Origin of the sequence: Salmonella sp. SAL4457 (assembly GCF_046548235.1) — a bacterium.
Classification (GTDB): Bacteria; Pseudomonadota; Gammaproteobacteria; order Enterobacterales; family Enterobacteriaceae; genus Salmonella; species Salmonella enterica.
This window is the reverse complement of the sequence record NZ_JBGDZO010000398.1, coordinates 1-276: the sequence shown is the minus strand read 5'-3', so window position 1 is coordinate 276 and position 276 is coordinate 1. Positions and strand designations below refer to the sequence as shown.

Annotated in this window: 1 protein-coding gene; it reads right to left on the bottom strand. The window is 68.1% G+C overall.

Features of this window, described 5'->3' with window-relative positions; all coding sequences use genetic code 11:
- Positions 1 to 46 precede the first annotated feature (46 nt).
- A partial coding sequence (locus ACLJNW_RS24800) for a DUF4442 domain-containing protein (RefSeq protein WP_410961300.1) occupies positions 47 to 276 on the bottom strand: 230 nt, incomplete at its 5' end.

Here is a 276-nt window from a genome sequence, read left to right as displayed (position 1 = left end):
GACCAGATCCGCGTGCATATCCTCGTTCTCCACTCGTGGGCCCTCTTCAGGCCGCGTTCCGCAGGCGCGGCTTGAGCCGCACGTACAGGGTTTTCTGAACCCGCGCCACCAGGGTGCCGGCGTCGTCGCGCACTTCGGCGTGCAGCCGGGGCAGGTACTTCTCGCCGCCGGCGGTCCGCTCGCGGACCTCGTCGAGCAGCTTCTGGTCGATGCTGAAATGCGCATGCACCGGGCCCTTGCCCGGGCTGACGAACTCGATGTTGGCCGCCTTGTCCC